This is a genomic window from Desulfovibrio biadhensis (assembly GCF_055388615.1).
The window spans coordinates 1,983,220-1,999,082 of sequence record NZ_AP042477.1 but is presented as its reverse complement, the minus strand read 5'-3'; the positions used below and the strand labels follow the sequence as shown (position 1 = coordinate 1,999,082).

13 protein-coding genes are annotated in these 15,863 nt (G+C 56.4%); 12 read left to right on the top strand and 1 reads right to left on the bottom strand.

Translation table 11 applies throughout. The features are described 5' to 3' along the window. Positions 1–10: 10 nt before the first annotated feature. The 10 genes from ACZ5EH_RS08745 to ACZ5EH_RS08700 all read left to right on the top strand — a co-directional run bounded on the left by ACZ5EH_RS08745 (position 11) and on the right by ACZ5EH_RS08700 (position 12,167). Entirely contained in the window at positions 11–3,373 is a 3,363-nt protein-coding gene (locus ACZ5EH_RS08745; protein ID WP_464277736.1) for a PAS domain-containing hybrid sensor histidine kinase/response regulator, read from the top strand. 81 nt (positions 3,374–3,454) lie between these two features. Next, positions 3,455–3,886 (top strand): tRNA (N6-threonylcarbamoyladenosine(37)-N6)-methyltransferase TrmO, encoded by a 432-nt coding sequence (gene tsaA / locus ACZ5EH_RS08740; RefSeq protein ID WP_464277735.1) that lies wholly within the window; start codon positions 3,455–3,457, stop codon positions 3,884–3,886. A 4-nt stretch (positions 3,887–3,890) separates the two neighbouring features. Next, positions 3,891–5,699: an aldehyde ferredoxin oxidoreductase family protein gene (locus tag ACZ5EH_RS08735; RefSeq protein WP_464277734.1), complete on the top strand. Its 1,809-nt coding sequence runs from the start codon at positions 3,891–3,893 to the stop codon at positions 5,697–5,699. 2 nt (positions 5,700–5,701) lie between these two features. After that, complete coding sequence (locus ACZ5EH_RS08730) at positions 5,702–6,979, top strand: class II aldolase/adducin family protein (RefSeq protein WP_464277733.1); 1,278 nt, start codon at positions 5,702–5,704, stop codon at positions 6,977–6,979. 103 nt (positions 6,980–7,082) lie between these two features. Continuing rightward, the gene (locus ACZ5EH_RS08725; RefSeq protein WP_464277732.1) at positions 7,083–7,826 is read left to right on the top strand and encodes a hypothetical protein; all 744 of its coding nucleotides are present in this window, start codon (positions 7,083–7,085) and stop codon (positions 7,824–7,826) included. A gap of 30 nt (positions 7,827–7,856) precedes the next feature. Next, on the top strand, positions 7,857–8,027 hold the full coding sequence (locus tag ACZ5EH_RS08720; protein ID WP_464277731.1) for a hypothetical protein: 171 nt from the start codon (positions 7,857–7,859) through the stop codon (positions 8,025–8,027). A gap of 119 nt (positions 8,028–8,146) precedes the next feature. Next, the gene (locus ACZ5EH_RS08715) at positions 8,147–8,938 is read left to right on the top strand and encodes a YkgJ family cysteine cluster protein (RefSeq protein WP_464277730.1); all 792 of its coding nucleotides are present in this window, start codon (positions 8,147–8,149) and stop codon (positions 8,936–8,938) included. 2 nt (positions 8,939–8,940) lie between these two features. Further along, positions 8,941–9,453 (top strand): D-glycero-beta-D-manno-heptose 1-phosphate adenylyltransferase, encoded by a 513-nt coding sequence (gene rfaE2, locus ACZ5EH_RS08710; RefSeq protein WP_464277729.1) that lies wholly within the window; start codon positions 8,941–8,943, stop codon positions 9,451–9,453. A 988-nt stretch (positions 9,454–10,441) separates the two neighbouring features. Further along, entirely contained in the window at positions 10,442–10,843 is a 402-nt protein-coding gene (locus ACZ5EH_RS08705; RefSeq protein ID WP_464277728.1) for a cytochrome c3 family protein, read from the top strand. A 445-nt stretch (positions 10,844–11,288) separates the two neighbouring features. Next, the gene (locus ACZ5EH_RS08700) at positions 11,289–12,167 is read left to right on the top strand and encodes a flagellin N-terminal helical domain-containing protein (RefSeq protein ID WP_464277727.1); all 879 of its coding nucleotides are present in this window, start codon (positions 11,289–11,291) and stop codon (positions 12,165–12,167) included. A gap of 243 nt (positions 12,168–12,410) precedes the next feature. On the opposite strand, the gene ACZ5EH_RS08695 is transcribed toward ACZ5EH_RS08700, so the two are convergent. Further along, the gene (locus ACZ5EH_RS08695) at positions 12,411–13,988 is read right to left on the bottom strand and encodes a sigma 54-interacting transcriptional regulator (protein WP_464277726.1); all 1,578 of its coding nucleotides are present in this window, start codon (positions 13,986–13,988) and stop codon (positions 12,411–12,413) included. A 260-nt stretch (positions 13,989–14,248) separates the two neighbouring features. Here ACZ5EH_RS08695 and flgF point away from each other — a divergent pair, with 260 nt between their 5' ends. Continuing rightward, positions 14,249–15,028, top strand: a complete 780-nt coding sequence (gene flgF, locus ACZ5EH_RS08690) for a flagellar basal-body rod protein FlgF (RefSeq protein ID WP_464277725.1) — start codon at positions 14,249–14,251, stop codon at positions 15,026–15,028. Positions 15,029–15,058: 30 nt separating this feature from the next. Further along, the gene (flgG, locus tag ACZ5EH_RS08685) at positions 15,059–15,841 is read left to right on the top strand and encodes a flagellar basal-body rod protein FlgG (protein WP_464277724.1); all 783 of its coding nucleotides are present in this window, start codon (positions 15,059–15,061) and stop codon (positions 15,839–15,841) included. Positions 15,842–15,863: the final 22 nt, after the last annotated feature.

Below are 15,863 nucleotides of genomic sequence, written 5' to 3'. Positions count from 1 at the left end.
TGGTATAGGTATGAGTCTCGACGACTACAAAGCCGACACTTTCCAGCGTCTGCGGGAAAAGGCTGAACGTATCCTGGACAAGGCGCCGCCCCAGGCGGCCGCCGTCACAGGAGACGCCAAACGCCTTTTGCACGAGCTGAACGTCCTGCACATCGAACTCGAAATGCAGCACGAAGAATTGCTCGACGCCCAGCGAGAGATTGAAAAGTCACGCAACGATTATATCCGCCTCTTCGATTTCGCGCCCATTTGCTATGTTGTCATGGATCGAATGGGGGTCATTCAGGACCTGAACCTGAAGGCTTCAGACCTTTTTGGCTCCCGCCGGGAATACCTCATAAACAAACCCTTCATGACATATCTGCGGGGCAATTCGCAGCAGCGTTTTTTCCAACACCGCAACCGTGTGTATGAAACAGGCGCGGCCCAAACCGCCGAAGTGGAATTGCAGCTGCGTAACGGGCGTCTTGTCTCTACCCTTGTGCACAGCCAACTCCATTACGGAGAAAACGATGCAGAGGCCCAGTGCCTGAGCACGTTTACCGATATCACCGAGCTTCGCGAAACCCAGGACGCCCTCTCCGCGGCGCGTGACGTGCTTTCCAAGCAGGTGGATGAACGCACCGCCGAACTTTACGACAGCAACAAAAAGCTGGAAGAAGCCCGAAAGGATTTGGAGCGCCGCGTTCGCGAGCGCACTGCCGCCCTTGAAGAGGCCAACAAAAGTCTGCGTGATAGTGAAGAACGTTGGCGCACCTTGTTCATGACCACGCCGGACTCCATTACCTTGAGCACCTTCCATGACGGGCGCCTGGTGGATGTGAACGAAGGCTTTTCCGCGCTTTCAGGGTATTCCGCCCAGGAAGCCGTGGGCAAAACTGTCCTTGAATTGAACATTTGGAAAGACCCTGGAGAACGCCACCTACTCTCCAAAAAGCTTGCTGCAACAGGAAGCGTTCACAACGAACGGATCATCTTTCGCCACAAAAGCGGCGCCCCCATCAAGACCCTGGTTTCCGCACGCTGCATCACCATCCAGGAAACGCGGATGATCATCATGATCGCGCGCGACATCCGCGACCAGATCCGTGCAGAAGAAAAATACCGCAGCATTTTCAACAACTCCAGCCTGGGCATTTTCCGTTCCACCCTTTCAGGCCGTATGCTCGATGCAAACCCCGCCATGGCCCGAATGCTGGGGTATGCCACTGCACAGGAACTGCTGGAAAACGCTCAGGACATTGCGCACAAACTTTACGTGTATCCGGAACAACGCAAAGTCATACTTGATAAGTTGGAACAAGACGCAGACAACGCTGTCTTTGACGTAGAGTACCGTCGCAAGGACCGCGGCATTTTCACTGGGCGGCTGCATCTGCGCAAAGCCAACGAAATAGTAGACAACGAACCTCTTCTGGAAGGCTTTGTGGAAGACGTATCACTCCGGAGACAAACCGAACGCGCACTACAGCAGGCCGAGGAGCGCTACCGCAAGGCCACCATGGCCGGCCGCACTGCGGTATGGGAAGTAGACTTGCGGACAGGGCGCATTCAGACAGAAGGGCTCATGGAGCACCTGCTGGGCATCACCACCCCCATGCGTACACTACGCGATTTTATCCAGCGCATGCACCCCGAAGACCGTCAAAAATGTTCAAAAGCCTGGGATCTTTGCCTGCAGCGCCAGAAAGAACATTACGACATCGAACCCCGCATGCTCCATGCCGACGGTCAGATTCGCTGGTTTTCCATCCAGGGCACCATGCTTACTGACGAGCACGATGAACCGATCCTGGCGGCAGGTACGGCCCGCGACATCACCGAGCAGAAACGCATGGAACTGGAGTTGCGCACGGCCAAAGAGCAGGCTGACGCCGCCAACCAGGCCAAAAGCGTCTTTCTGGCGAACATGAGCCACGAGATACGCACGCCCCTGGGCAGCATACTCGGCATGACCGACCTGACCATGACCACACCCCTGCGCACCGACCAGCGCAAATACCTGGGGTTGATAAAGGAGTCCGCCACCTCCTTGTTGCAGATCATCAATGATCTGCTGGACATCTCTCGCATCGAGGCCGGAAAGCTGGAACTCGAGCAAGCGCCTTTTTCCCTGCACTCCCTGCTTAATACTACCGTTGCGCAATTCGAAGCCCAGGCACAGGAAAAGCACATTACACTGTATGTCGAGACATCACCGCTCGTGCCGGAATCCCTGGTAGGCGACCAGGGCAGGCTTGCACAGGTGTTGCGCAATCTCATATCCAACGCCCTCAAATTTACCGAAGACGGACAGGTCCGGGTGGAGGTGCGGCCGCTTCAGGATTCCGACAAGCGGCTCCGCCTGATGTTCACGGTGCGTGATACGGGCATTGGCATCGCTCCGGAAGATCAGAAATACCTGTTCAAAAGCTTCAGCCAGCTTGAGGACTCCCTGGCCAACAAGACTCCCGGTTCCGGTCTCGGACTGGCCATCAGCAAACAACTTGTGGAGGCCATGGGAGGGAGCATCTGGATAGAAAGCCAACGGGGCGAAGGCGCCACTTTTCACTTTACCATTTCCTTTTGCCCTTATGAGCAACCTCAGTATGACGAGGTGCCGGACACCATTGGCAAACGTCCACAGCGCCCCCTTCGTGTGTTGCTGGCGGAAGACAATCCCATCAATGCCGAATACCTGAGCCACTTTCTCCAACGTGAAGGGCACACTGTTCGCCACGCCTCATCGGGCATAGAAGCCGTGGAATTCTGGACTCAGGATAGCTTCGACATTGTCCTCATGGACATTCAAATGCATGACATGGATGGCATGGACGCCACCCGCAGCATCCGTGAAAAGGAAAAACCCCTGAACAGGCATACTCCCATCATCGCGCTGACGGCGTATGCAAGGAACGCCGACAAGGACCGTTTTCTCCAGGCCGGTATGGACGACTGCGTGACCAAGCCTGTGGACATGGACCAACTTTTCGAAACCATGGCTGAGCATTTAAGTGATCTGCCCGCGCCTTCTGCCTATAGAGACGAGGCAAGTCCAGGAAATGAGCACTTTGACGATGAACGCGCCCATAAAATGGTGCGCGGGGACAATGGCATAATCGTGCTGCTGCGCCAAAAGTTCATTTACGAAGTTGCCCCCCAAATGATGGAAAAACTGCACGAATGTCTAAAAAACAGCGATGTGCAGACGCTGCACAATACAGCGCACTCCATGAAGGGAGCGGCAGCCACGATATGTGCTACGCGCATACTGGACGCTGCCAAGACCTTGGAAAAAGCCGGAGAGGAGCAGGATTTCGCACCTGTTCCGGAACTTTTGCAGGAACTGGAGCAGGAACTCGTGATACTGCAGGGGCTTGTGCCGCGCCCCTGATGACTAAATGACGGCCAAGGAAGCGTGTTTTGTCGCAAGACAGAATTGACCCTGAAAAAGCCAAGGCGCATACTCACAGCTATGAATATTGCAGACCAAAATTCCGGTACGGAGCCTGTCATCGATAGCAACCTGGTGATCGTAGGCGTTGTGCGTTCATCCATCAAAGACCGCGCCACTGCCCCAAAAATCGAGCATGAAGGCGGTGTGGAAGCCCGCATAGAGTTCAAGCCCCCCTATGCCGACGCCCTGAAGACCCTGGAGCCCGGCAAGGAAGTCTGGCTTTTCACCTGGCTGCACCTGGCTAATCGCAGCTATCTCGAGGTACACCCCCGCGGCGACCATAACCGTCCGAAACGCGGCGTCTTCAATACCCGCTCTCCAGACCGGCCCAACCCCATCGGCCTGCACAAGGTTCGCATTCTCGAAGTCGGCCCAGGGGCGCAGCTCAAGGTAGCCCCCCTGGAAGTCCTGGACGGCACCCCCGTCATCGACATCAAGCCCGTTATTTAAGGCCGTGTCACAAACGCCTGAGAATTCCTCCCGCCACGGCTGGCAGGGCAGTATCCTGCATGTGGATTTGACCACGCGCAGCGCCACGCCCCTGTCTCCCGATGCGGCCCTGTACCACCGCTGTATCGGCGGCAGAGGTCTTGCCGGGCATTTTCTCGCGCCTCACGCCGGCAAGGCGTGGGACGCTCCAGATATGCCCTTGCTGCTGTTTCCGGGGCCCATGGCAGGGACGGACGCCCCCCTCTCCGGCCAGACTTCAATCATCAGCCGCTCCCCTCTTACGGGGGGCATTGGCGACGCACCTGCCGGTGGACGTCTGGGCCAGGAAATCAAACGCGCCGGCTGGGACGGCATCATCATCACAGGGCGCGCCGCGGCCCCCACTGGCCTGCGCATAAACAACGGCGATGTCTCTTTCGAAGACGCTTCCCCCTATTCGGACGCCACGGTTTCAGATATTTTCGATGCCTTGGGTGCAGAGGGCGCGCTTGTCTGTACCGGCCCGGCCGCCGAAAAGGGCGTGCGTTTCGCCGGTCTTGCCGTGGATGGAAATGTAGCGGGGCGCACGGGCCTTGGCCTTTCCGCTGCAGCCAAGAAGCTCAAGTTCATGACCGTGTATGGCTCTGGGCACGTATCAGTGGCGGACCCTCAGGCCCTGCAAAGCGCACGGGAAGAAATATTACGTCTCACAGCCGCTTCTTCCGTACTTATGGGACAAAACGGATTTGCCCATTATGGTACGGGGGCGCTCTTCGATCTGATGCACACCCGCCGCATGATGCCCACCGATAATTTTCGCCGCACCCGCTTTGATGCCGCACCGTCTTTGAGCGCCGTTGCCTGGTGCAAACGTTACAAAGCCACGGGGCAAGGGTGCGCAGGGTGCCACATCCGCTGCGGCATGGTTTCCAGCTCCGGCGATCCGCTGCCCTCTTTCGAGGCGATGTCCCACTTTACGGCCCTCATTGGTAACAGCGACATGGACCTGGCCATGCAGGCAAACCTGTTGTGCCAGGATTTGGGCATGGACCCTGTTTCCACCGCCGCCACCATTGCCTGCCACAGCGAAATCACTGGCGCGCCCATAGCTTCAGAGCGACTTCTGCCCCTGCTCAGGGAGATTGCCTGCAATACGGGCGTTGGCGCCGCCCTTGGCAAAGGTTCCAAGATATATGCCGCAAGCGAAGACCGCGGCGCGCTGTCCATGAGTGTGAAAGGGCTGGAGTTGCCGCCTTTTGATCCGCGGGGCGCCTATGGCATGGCCCTGGCCTACGCCGTCTCGACCATCGGAGGGAGCCACGTACGCGCCTGCCCCATCAGCCATGAAATTCTACGCAAGCCGGTTGCCACCGACCGTTTCAGTTACAGTGGCAAGGCGCGCATCATCAAAATAGCCGAAGACGGCATCGCAGCGGCGGATGCGCTGGGCATCTGCGGATTTGCCTTTTTTGCAGCCAGCCTGGAAGAATACGCCAAGGCGTATGCGGCGGTGACGGGTGTGGAGGCCACGCCCCATGATCTGTTACGCGCCGGGGAGCGCATCGATTATCAGGAACGCCTGCTCAATGCCTGCTGGGGGTTTGACGCTCGCCACGACGATTTGCCGCCCCGCTTTTTCACGGAACCAGGAACCGGTGGAGACGGCCTCGATATTCCGCCCCTTTCCCGTGAAGCGTTTCTGGACGCCAGGCGGCGTTACTATCGCATCCGGGGGTTGGACCAGGAAGGGCGCCCCTTGCGCGCAAAGGCCGGCAGCCTGGACCTGCAATGGCCAGACTGCCCTGGCAATGCCGCGGCTGACTGGGAGAAATGAGCATGCGCCCCTTGTTGGAAAAATACGCGGCCAAACTGGTTACGGCAGGGTTGTCCGCATCTGTTGGCGCCCCGCAAGAGCGGGCCCTGCTTGCCGGCCTGGATGACGAATTGATCTGGAATCGCGACAACGAGGAAAACGACCCGCGCATACCGCTTTTGTCGCCGCTTTTCCAAAAACTCTCCATCAATTCCCTGGTGTGCATGCGCCCTTCGGAACCATACGCAGGCATTGTGCGGCATCTGGCGGAAAAGGCGCTGCAGGAAGCGACTGCAGCCGGAAAGGGGGCATACCCCGCCATCTTGCCGCAAGACTGCGAAACCCGGACGTTTCTACACGATCTCCCCGTGGTGCGCGGTTTTGATCCTGACACCCTGGCAAAGGTTCTTGCGCGCCGTAAAGGCGTAATCATCCTGAGCGACGACCAGGACGACAGCGCCCCCACGGTGCTCGCCTATGGCACGGTGAGCCCCGAACAAGGGTACGTCACTGCAAGCTCAATTTGTCTCGCCTGTTTCGTAAAATTTTTTGCCGATGCCCTTGCCTACGCCCGCTTCCAGGACGCCTCTGGAGTCAGTGAACCGCCCCCCCATTTATTGCAAAGGGCGATAGAAACCTTGCGCCCCCTTGCTCCTGATGCGCCTCCTCTTATGCGGGCGCCCTTTGCGGACGCGGAACAGGTGCACCTTGCCCTTATCCAGGCAGGACGCGCCACCGTTGAATACGGACTTGTGGACTCTTATTTCGGCAACATTTCCTATCGGTACGGCATCACCCTGTATATCAGCCAGACGGGCAGCTCGTTGGAGGAACTGGCCGGGCACATCGATCCCTGCCCGCTTGATATGGAAGAAGGCGGCTCCACCGCCGGGCTCACGGCATCGAGCGAACTTTCCGCCCACATCGAGGCGCTTGCCCGTACCGGCGCAAAGGCCATGTTGCACGGGCACCCGCCCTTTTGCGTCATCATGTCTCTGGACTGCCCCAAACAGTCCTGCCCAAACAAGGGGCGCTGTCATCTGGACTGTACCGAGCCCCGCGAAATCCTGGGCACGCCCATTGTCCCCGGGGAGGTTGGCACCGGGACTTACGGACTGTGCAACACGCTGCCCCCTGCCCTGGAGAAGGCGCCCGCCGCCATCGTATACGGCCATGGGCTTTTTGCTCTGGGACAAGAGGACTTTAACGAGGCGTTCAGCACCTTGCTGGAAGTTGAAAGACGTTGCCGGGAAACCTGCCTGAAGCAACTCAAAAAGGCATACTCCGTTAAAATTCCGTAACTAAGCTTTTTTACGGTACAGTGTTTGGACAAATTGCAAAATCAGGCTTATCATTAATCTTTAAGCCCATCCAAGACGACAACACGCCACTGGAGGTAATGCCATGAATCGCAGGTATATGTATCCAACTCTCACGGTGATGCTTACACTGGTCATGGCCTTTGTATGGAGCTGCCAGCCAACACAACCGCTGCCGCAGCCAAGGGCCGTCCCGGATCCGAGCACGACCGCCGGCAGTGTGCGCACCAATCAGTGGGACATCGCTGCCATCGGCTATCAATACCAGGGGCAGGGCGTGAACTACGCAGCCGCCGGCCTGCAACCCGTGCTGCTGGTGTTCAAGAACAAGTCAGACACGCGCCCCCAGGTCCTGCTTTCGGAAGTTCGCGGCATGGGAAACGGCGGCGACTACATGGTCTATTCCGTTGACGAAGCCGGCCGATTGGTGCTCAACTCTCAGGAATTCAACAACACTGCCCAGAACATGCTGCGCTCCGGCACTGTCGGCGCTGCGGCGGGCGCAGGCCTTGGCGCACTCATCGGGCTGCTTACAGGCGGTAACGACCGTGTCTGGCAAGGCGCGCTGATCGGCGGCGCTGTGGGTGGCACTGCAGGAGCGGTTTCCACCATGGGTGAATCCCGCCAGCAACTGCGCGACATGGTCTATAACGAACTCAGCCATTACAAATGGCAGGAAGATCCCATGCCGCCTTTCTATACCCGCTCAGGCTACCTGTATCTGCCTGGCAACGTGGGGATAAGCGGGGTACGCATTGTGGTCCGTACGCAAAATGAAGTGGTGACGCACACGTTGCCCATCCAAAACGCGCAGAGCTATCAATACTAAGCAGCGCAAAGAACAACCGAGGACGCTATAATGATTGTCGTGGTGAAAAAATGTAAGAACTGCCCTTTTCTGACCAGTGTGGACGATAACATCTGGTGCAACATCTCCACCCCCAAGGGCAGGCCTGTACGGCTCGATGAGGACCGCCCTACCTTCTGCCCCTTGCGTAAAGAACAGGTTATTGTTCGCGAATTTGCGTAAGGAGCCTTGAACACGCATCCAACCAGGGGCGCTCGAACAAAGGGCGCCCCTGATTCGTATCATGTCTTTGCAGCCAGAGGCATGCGCGGCACTACAGGCAAACCCTAAAGAGAGAGCAAATGCCCCAAAACGACGACTACAACGAACAGGACGCCACACAGGAATTTCTCAACAGCCTGCCAGAAATCGAACCCGGCCAGGAATTCTGCTTTGCCTGCCACCCGGGCGTGCCCTGCTTTAATGCCTGCTGTTCGGACTTGAACCTCATGCTCACCCCCTATGATCTTCTCCGGCTGCGCAAAGGTGCGGAACAGGGAAGCGAAGATTTCATAAAAAACCGCTGCCACGTCAGCGCGCTTCCTGACACGGGCTTTCCCATGCTTCACCTGCGCATGGAGGAAGACGCCAACAAGAGCTGCCCCTTTGTCAGGCCCGAGGGGTGTTCCATCTACCCGAACCGCCCCAGTGCTTGCCGCATATACCCTGTGGGGCGCGCCACCCGTCTGGCGGGTGAAGGCGACCGGCTCGAAGAACAATATTTTCTGGTGCAGGAAGAGCACTGCCGCGGGTTTGAAAAAGGCTCCACCTGGACCACCGACACCTGGACCATGGACCAGGGGCTCGAGCCTTACACCGCCTTCAATGAACGGTACACCCTCTTGATGGCGCAGCAAAAGGCTTCGGGCGCCCCTTTGGATAACCGGCGCGCTACCATGTTGCTGCTGGCCCTTTACCAGACGGACCGTTTCCGCGACTTTATCCGGGACATGCGTCTTTTCGAACGTGTCAATGTGCCGGAAAACGAGCAGCAGGCCATCATGTCTGATGACGAAGCCACTTTGGATTTCGCCATGGACTGGATCGAGCTCATGCTCTTTGGCCAAAACGAACGCCTGCGCCCCAAGGAGTAGCCATGCTGCCGGACCACCCCGCCCTGCTTGCGCTCTCCAGTCACAGGGGCGTTGCCGCTCTTGCCGACCATCTGCACGAACTGCGCGCACAGCGCCCCCTGCGGGTTGTCTTTACCAACGGCTGTTTCGACATCATCCACCCCGGGCACGTGGACCTTCTGGCCCGCGCCCGGGCCCTGGGCGATCTGCTCGTGGTAGGGGTGAACACCGACGCTTCGGTGCGCAAACTTGGCAAAGGCGCATCGCGCCCTGTGAATCCGCTGCAAGCAAGAGCGTTTGTTCTGGCGCACCTGGCCAGCGTTGATTACGTGGCTGCCTTTGACGAAGAAACCCCTCTCAAGCTCATCGAAACGCTGCAGCCCGACGTTTTAGTAAAGGGGGGGGACTGGCCCGTGGAGCAAATCGTCGGCCGTGAAACGGTTCAGGCCAGAGGCGGCAGCGTGCACAGCCTGCCCCTGCTCAAAGGTTACGCAACCACCTCACTGCTCGAGCATATCCGCTCCACTACCGAATAAACAAAACACAGAGTTTGCTCCGCAATAAATCGGAATCCATGGTTCTTTTCCACCAATCATAAGAATCATGAGTTCCGAAATACCTTCATTTCGCATGCAAGCGCCATAAAACCCCCGTCAATCGGAGCTTTGCAGCGCGACTGCCTTCTTTCGCCTTTGTGAATTTCCGATCAAAGCCCTCGCATTTTTTCTCCTCACAAGCGTAAAACGGAATTATAAATTCCGAAATCCCTCCTCACAAATCACCTGAAAGTGCGGCATGCCTCGGTTGGCACAGAGTTTGCCTTATTAATACAAGATGTTGGTTTGATGTAGCGTTGGCAGAGTAAGACAAAAGAAAATAAACGCATATAACTAGCTGCAATGCTGGATATTATGCGACATGCCCTTTTTTCGGAGGTTGATATGTACATGGATTCTCGCGTTTGGAACGCCCTTCCCCAGGGCGCTAAAGAGCAGTATAAGCAGTGGTTTGGCAATATCGAGACCAGACAACAAGAGTCGCCTCGTCCTCTGAAGCAAAGGACTCCCAGCCCGACAACTCTGCACGAAAAACGCTAAGCTGTTTTACACCGATCACGCGACCGCGCCCTTTGTCCCACTGGCGGCAAAGGGCGCGGTCTTTTTTTGTGCTTCACCCTGATGTGGTTTTAAAAAATGCCGATGTGCAAGACAGTCTGCTTGCCATGCAAAACCACTTCGGGAGTCTTGCAAGATGTTCGAAACGACTTTCCTTTTCCACTACCCGATCCGGAAACAGCACAACACGCCTGCTATCGACCTCCACGCCCTGCCGCTGGACAGGGTACGCATATCAGCCAATGGTCGCAGGCTCGCGAAAAAACAGAAAACCAGCTGTCATGGCGCGGCCTGCATTTTTCCGATTATGCGCTTACTCTCCCCGTTTTCACGCCGAGGGCATTGACCTGCCCTGCTCCAAGGCGTAGGAATTAATAAACCGAAATTCCTATACCGAGGAGGAGAAACCATGAAGGCTGTGACGATCGTTCTTTCATGCGCAGCGCTGCTGCTGGCAGTTGCGTTGCCGTCACTTTATGCTGTGGACAGCCCGTCCGACCCCATCGAGATGGCGTATCTACCCAGTAAAACTGTAATGTTTCCGCATACGCCACACAAAGATTTCGAGTGCCAGAAATGCCACCACAAGTGGGATGGAAAGTCCGACATCGTGGCCTGCGCCAGCAGCGGCTGCCATGATTCCTTTGACAAGAAGGACAGGAGCGAAAAATCGCTTTACAACATGATCCACGGTAAAGGCAGCGATACGCAAATGAGCTGCCTGGCTTGCCATAAGGAACAAGCAGGCAAGGATAAGGACAAGCGCAAAAAGATGTTGAGCTGCATGGGTTCTGCCTGCCATCCGAAATAAACCGGCTGTGCTGGACGAGAACAGGCCCCTGCCCGCAAAGGGTGGGGGCTTTTTTTATGTAAATTGAGCTAATGAGCCCTTAAGGTACAACTCGCCCTGCCGATAAGTCGTATAACCATTAATAGACAACCACCAACTGCAACAATATACAACAATCACCTCTTTACATATTTTAACACTCTCATCTGGCATACTAGCAGAGCATACGTGTGCAACAACATAAGTTTGCGCAGACATCAGGCTCTACATTAGCTTTTCAACGCCACTTTTACGTAAATTTTTCTTAACCACCCCCCTCAAGTTTAGTCGTGCAATTCCGATCAATCTTCCAGGAAGGATTTCAAATGGAAAATTCCAGGAGGATTATGGGAGCACACCATCGTCTTTAGTTTTCCACGTCTCTGCCGGGCATGGATAGCCCGGTACAACATTCAAGGAGGAACACATGTCTCTGGTAATCAATCATAACTTAATGGCAGCGAATGCAGCGCGAAACTTGCGCACTTCCTACGGCAACCTGGGCAACTCCGTTTCCCGTTTGTCTTCTGGTTTGCGTGTTGTTTCCTCTGCAGACGACGCCGCTGGCCTGGCAGTCCGCGAGCTCATGCGCGCAGACATCACCTCCCTCAACCAGGGTGTTCGTAACGCCAACGACGCCATTTCCCTGATTCAGACGGCTGACGGCGCCCTGGGCGTCATCGACGAAAAGCTGATCCGCATGAAGGAACTGGCGCAACAGGCAGCCACCGGTACTTACACCTCTGATCAACGTATGATCATCGACTCCGAGTACCAGGCAATGGCTTCGGAAATCACCCGTATCGCCAACGCTACCGACTTCAACGGCATCTACCTGCTGAACGGTAACCTCTCCAGTGGCACACACAGTGGCTCCACCATCGTCTCTACCGGTAAGCTGAAGGTCCACTTCGGTACTGCCAACGACTCGGCGGAAGACTACTACTACATCCAGATCGACACAGCCACGTCTTCGGCCCTCGGCCTCGGGCTTGCTGCGGGTAACTCCATCTCCACGCAGCAGCTTGCGCAGGAATCCCTGGTCAAGATCCAGAACGCCATCGTTTCCAAGGATAAGATCAGAGCCAACCTGGGCGCCTTGCAGAACCGGCTGGAAAACACCATCACCAACCTGGAAATCCAGTCTGAGAACCTGCAGGCTGCTGAATCCCGCATCTCGGACGTTGACGTATCCCTCGAGATGACCGAATTCGTGCGGCAACAGATTCTCACCCAGTCCGCTGTGGCCATGCTCTCGCAGGCCAACTCACTGCCTCGTATGGCAATGCAGCTCCTGGGCGGTTAATAAACGGAATCGTCACGGTTCTCAAAACGTCTCTCTCAGGCCGGGTCGCGGCGGCGACCCGGCCTTTTTCTATGCAAACAAAAAGACCGCGACATCGTGCCGCGGCCTTTTCAGAGTGTGTGGAGATCTGCAGCGGGTGGGGAGGCCCGTCGCAAGACATGTCTTCAATATGAGGCAACAATCCCGCCCGAAGCTGCTTACAGGCGCAAGAGCAATGGAAACGCGCCTGTTCGCTACAGGGCGTTAGTGCCCGTTTTTGGTCGCGCGTAATTTGGCGCGTTCTTCGGCGATGACGCCCTCAAGCTTGTATTTTCGTACGCGATAGCCCATCTGCCGCTGGGTTATTCCCAAATCGCGGGCGCCCTTGTGTTGTATCCAGTCGTTACGCCGCAGCGCGGCAATGATCTCGTTGCGCTCCATATCCTGCAGGGTCGGACCGTTGCCGGCCTGCTCTCCCTGCACCAGGGCAACATCGCCATCTTTGCGGTCGCCGGAGAGATAGGGAAGGATCATGCCCGTATCGATACGGGAGCCTTCGACCATGATGACCAGGCGTTCCACCAGGTTTTCCATCTCGCGCACGTTGCCGGGCCAGTTATAGTTGGCCAGGGTCTTCAACGCACCCGGGGTAAAGGAAAGCGTGCGCCCGTACTCTCGTGAAACCTTTTGCAGAAAATGGTTCAGCAGCCTGATCACATCATCCTTGCGCTCACGCAGGGAAGGCACGTTGATGGGGAACACGTTGAGCCTGTAATACAGGTCAGGGCGAAAGCGCTCCTGCTCCACCAGCTCGGCAAGATTCCGGTTTGTGGCGGTGAGGATACGTACGTCCACCCGCCGGGTGCGGTTGTCGCCCAGACGCTCAAATTCCTTGTCCTGCAGAACACGCAGCAGCTTGGCCTGGACGCCCATGGGCAGCTCGCCGATCTCATCCAGAAAGATGGTGCCGCCGTCCGCATCTTCGAAACGGCCCGACCGTGAAGCGGCAGCACCCGTAAAAGCCCCCCGCTCGTAGCCGAATAGTTCGCTCTCAAGCAGATTTTCGGGGATGGAGGCGCAGTTGACCTTTACAAAGGGGTGCGACTTGCGCTCCGAAAGATCGTGAATCATGTTGGCGATCAAGGTCTTGCCGACCCCGGACTCGCCCAGGAGCAACACTGTGGCCTTGGTGGGGGCCACCTTTTCAATCTGGCGCTGGACCTCCAGCATTGGCGGACTCAACCCGACAATGAACGGACCGCTCCCGGTCTTGGAAAGTTTGGAGCGCAGGGAAACGTTCTCTCTGCGCAGCACTTCCTCGCGCTGGCGCACCTGCTCGTTGATGCTGATGAACTGGGCGATGAGGGTCGCCACAACGCGCAAAAAGCTGATGTCCTCTTCGAAATCCACGTTGTCTTCGAAGAGTCTGTCCACGTTGAGCACGCCAATGGCCTCATTATGCAGCATGATGGGCACACCGATGAAGGACACGCGTCCTTTCTCAATCTTGCGTGCGCCGGTTTTGTCCAGAAAAAGGGGCTCGCGTCTGATATCGGGCACGTAGTATGGCTGTGCGCTCTGAAAGATGCGCCCGGTCACGCCCTCATCCATCTTATAGACGCCCCGCGCCGACTCTTCGCTCGTCAGCCCGCAGGAAGCGCTGATGACCAATTCCCCGCTCTCCCGGTCCATAAGCGTGATTGTGGCGCGCTCCATGCTCAGGGTCTCAGAAAGAATACGCAACACGGCGCGCAAGGCTGAGTCAAGATCCAGGGCCTTGTCGAAAATCTGGCTGATCGCCAGCAGCGCTTCGAGTTCCAGTTTATGTATTGTATCTGACATGGGGTATGTTTTTGCAAAGACAATGCCGTGAACACGATCTGCCCACTTCGTTGTTTTTGCACCGCTAACTATTTGTTTTTACGAAAATTCCTTCTTCAAGCATTCTCAATACCCAGCACAGAGATTTCACACAGTTTTCTAAATTTGGCAATATTTGAAATTTCGTTTTTACATTTTTGCATTTCTCTGGTCTGAAAACCATCCCACAAAATCTTGGCAAGGCTCTTGCATCCCCTTTGGCCAAAGGGAGGCACCGCCTTATGCAAGATAGTATGTATTCCGCGATGTTCGGTGCAATGTGCCAGGAACACCGCCTCGACATCATCGCCAACAATTTGGCGAACGTGAACACGACAGGCTACAAGCAGGATCGTGTATCCTTTGAAGACACCATGATCCAGTACGCCCACGAAAAGATCATGCAGCCTGTTCAGAGCTTGCAGGACAAGGAATTGTTCCCGCGCCCGCTGCACATGTCAAAGGTCCGTCTCGCCCAGGAGCAAGTGGACTTCACCCAGGGTCCCTTGAAACCGACAGGCGGTCCGCTGGACCTGGCCATAAGCGGCGACGGCTTCTTCAAGGTGCGCACCGAAGTGGGTGATTTCTTCAGCCGCAACGGCAACTTCCAGGTCGGTCCCGACGGCACGTTGGTCACCAATCAGGGGTTCCCCGTGCTCGCTGGAGGCGCTCCCGTCGTTCTCCCGCAAGGAGCCAAGATCACAGTTGATCCAAGCGGTCAAATTTTTGCTGATCAGGAACTTCTTGGCCAGCTCGACATCTCAACTGTCGATGATCTCACGGCCATGAAAAAGTACGGCGCAAATCTCTACACAATTGACGAAGAAACCGACGCGGCTGAAGTCCCGGCTGATGCTGCCCAGGTAGCCCAAGGATACCTGGAAGCGCCCAACGTCAACGTGGTGGAGGAAATGGTCAATATGATCGAAACACATCGGGCTTTTGAAGCCTATCAGAAGATCATAACCAACACCAGAGAAGTGGATCAAAAAGCAACAACGCAGGTCGGTAAGACAACATAGACCCGCATACTATTTCGGAGGTTCCTGATTATGATGCGTTCGCTTTGGACAGCGGCCACAGGAATGATCGCGCAGCAGCTCAATATCGACACGATCTCCAACAACCTGGCCAACGTCAATACCATCGGCTTTAAAAAGAGCCGCGCCGAATTCGAAGACCTCATGTACCAGAGCATGAAGGTAGCCGGCGGTCTCACCCAGGACGGCCGGGTCATACCCACGGGTATCGAGGTCGGTATGGGTGTTCGCCCTACCACGGTGCACAAATTCTTCAGCCAGGGCGACTATCAGAATACAGGCAACGCCCTTGATTTGGCCATTGAAGGCGACGGCTTCTTCCAGGTGGATGTCAACGGAGAGCTTGCCTACACCCGCGCCGGCTCCTTCAAGCTCAACAATGATGGCACCGTGGTCAACGCCAACGGCTACGTCCTGCAGCCAGAATTCGCCGTACCCGAAGGCACCTCCAACATTGTGGTTTCGGAAAACGGACACATGGCTGCCCTGGATGAAAACGGCGAGGAACTGGGCGCCGTGGATCTTCCTATTTACACATTCATCAACCCTGCGGGGCTGAAAAGCGCTGGCCGTAACCTTTATTACCAGAGCGAAGCCTCTGGCGATCCTGTGGAAAACGTGCCCGGCGACGACAATTCCGGCACCATCTCACAGGGTTACCTGGAAATGAGCAACGTGGAAATCGTGGATGAAATGGTCAACATGATCGTGGGGCAGCGCGCCTACGAAGCAAACTCCAAGGCCATCACCACTTCGGACTCCATGCTCGGTATTGCCAACCAGCTCAAGCGTTAAACGCCGTCCGGCTCCTGGAGGT

Excerpts from the sequence above, each read along its gene's own strand:
- ACZ5EH_RS08745 (WP_464277736.1), top strand. The coding sequence starts at position 11 with ATGAGTCTCGACGACTACAAAGCCGACACTTTCCAGCGTCTGCGGGAA.
- tsaA (WP_464277735.1), top strand. The coding sequence starts at position 3,455 with ATGAATATTGCAGACCAAAATTCCGGTACGGAGCCTGTCATCGATAGC.
- ACZ5EH_RS08730 (WP_464277733.1), top strand. The coding sequence starts at position 5,702 with ATGCGCCCCTTGTTGGAAAAATACGCGGCCAAACTGGTTACGGCAGGG.
- ACZ5EH_RS08725 (WP_464277732.1), top strand. The coding sequence starts at position 7,083 with ATGAATCGCAGGTATATGTATCCAACTCTCACGGTGATGCTTACACTG.
- ACZ5EH_RS08720 (WP_464277731.1), top strand. The coding sequence starts at position 7,857 with ATGATTGTCGTGGTGAAAAAATGTAAGAACTGCCCTTTTCTGACCAGT.
- ACZ5EH_RS08715 (WP_464277730.1), top strand. The coding sequence starts at position 8,147 with ATGCCCCAAAACGACGACTACAACGAACAGGACGCCACACAGGAATTT.
- rfaE2 (WP_464277729.1), top strand. The coding sequence starts at position 8,941 with ATGCTGCCGGACCACCCCGCCCTGCTTGCGCTCTCCAGTCACAGGGGC.
- ACZ5EH_RS08705 (WP_464277728.1), top strand. The coding sequence starts at position 10,442 with ATGAAGGCTGTGACGATCGTTCTTTCATGCGCAGCGCTGCTGCTGGCA.
- ACZ5EH_RS08700 (WP_464277727.1), top strand. The coding sequence starts at position 11,289 with ATGTCTCTGGTAATCAATCATAACTTAATGGCAGCGAATGCAGCGCGA.
- ACZ5EH_RS08695 (WP_464277726.1), bottom strand. The coding sequence starts at position 13,988 with ATGTCAGATACAATACATAAACTGGAACTCGAAGCGCTGCTGGCGATC.
- flgF (WP_464277725.1), top strand. The coding sequence starts at position 14,249 with ATGCAAGATAGTATGTATTCCGCGATGTTCGGTGCAATGTGCCAGGAA.
- flgG (WP_464277724.1), top strand. The coding sequence starts at position 15,059 with ATGATGCGTTCGCTTTGGACAGCGGCCACAGGAATGATCGCGCAGCAG.